Source organism: Spiroplasma endosymbiont of Megaselia nigra, assembly GCF_003987485.1.
Taxonomy (GTDB): Bacteria; Bacillota_I; Bacilli_A; order Mycoplasmatales; family Mycoplasmataceae; genus Spiroplasma.
In genome coordinates this window covers 1-1,220 of the sequence record NZ_RCOO01000271.1, presented here as the reverse complement: position 1 = coordinate 1,220, position 1,220 = coordinate 1, and the positions used below count along the sequence as shown (strand labels likewise).

The window sequence follows — 1,220 nt, the reverse complement described above, 5'->3', positions numbered from 1 at the left end:
TGAAATAACCACATAATTTTAAAAAAATATTTTTTTTGAAAAAATAGTTGCAATTTTTAATAAAAGATATAATATTGACTTAATAAGGGTTAAAAATCCTACTTGCATCTTTACTTTACATTATAAAATTATATATTAAAAATCAGCCAATTTTGACTGATTTTTAATTTATTTTTTACTTTTATCTAAAATATCATGAATAGTTAATTGTAATTCTTTTGTTTCATCAATTGCTAAATCTTTTTTAAAGTTAGCTTTCGTTATTCTTTTATTTTTAATTTGTTTAAAATCAACTTTTTGCATTGTTTGCTCATGATTATTTGAAGAAACATTTCTTAAGCCAACCTTAATTGTTCCAGTTGGAGCTTGTTCAATTGCTTTTAATCATTCTGTTCGTGATTTTGCTTTAATAATAGGTTTATCTTTTTCGCTATTATTAAACTCAAAATTAATTTGTTGTTGTCTATTTTTAAGCAGAGTTTCCACTGTTGTGACCACTTTTTCAAAAGATGGTTTTTCTTCGTCAAAAGACGGAACTGTCGGTTTTATATTTTTTTGTTGATTATTTTGTTGTGCCTGTGCTTTTACTAAAGCTACTTTAGCTTGCTCACGTTGTTTCTTTTCAATTAACATATCTGCTGTTGTTTTCACTTTTCCAAAAGTTTTGCGAACAAATAATGGCGATGGTTCTTGTTCGGGTGCAGATACGATTATACTAGTTTCCACATTTGTTGAGGTTTGCTCTAATTGTCGTTTACTTTGTTGTTCTTTTCGAACTTTATTTTTTGTCTCTTTTATATTTTTATTTTTCTGGCGCATTTTTTCTCCGCGTGGTTTACCAACAATGTTTTTGTTAATCGTTTTCTTACTGTTTGCATGGTAGTCAAGCGTTGTTATTGGTTCTGCTGTTGCAATAACTTGCTCAACTTGATAAATTTCTTCTGGTGAAATCATTAATGCTAATTTAACATTGGGATCACTTTCCTCATCGTTAGTATTTTAGAGTGCACCCCAAAAAGTAAGTATTAGTAAAAAAGGTTTATAAACTTTTATTTATTATATCCTTTTCTTTGCGGCTTGAATATCATTTATTTCATTTTTTAACATCATTAATATATTCATCATGCGATAAGTAAATATTGTTATGAATTGTTGCTTTTTTTAATAAAGAATGAAAACTTTCAATAACAATATTATCAGCACAATGATAATTTTTACCC

At 27.0% G+C, this 1,220-nt stretch carries 1 protein-coding gene and 1 pseudogene; both read right to left on the bottom strand.

Translation table 4 applies throughout. The features are described 5' to 3' along the window. Positions 1–168: 168 nt before the first annotated feature. Positions 169–954, bottom strand: coding sequence for a hypothetical protein (locus tag D9R21_RS06625; RefSeq protein ID WP_241568816.1), 786 nt, complete (start codon positions 952–954; stop codon positions 169–171). 85 nt (positions 955–1,039) lie between these two features. Continuing rightward, positions 1,040–1,220 (bottom strand): annotated as a pseudogene (locus tag D9R21_RS07695) (IS3 family transposase); the annotation flags it as partial.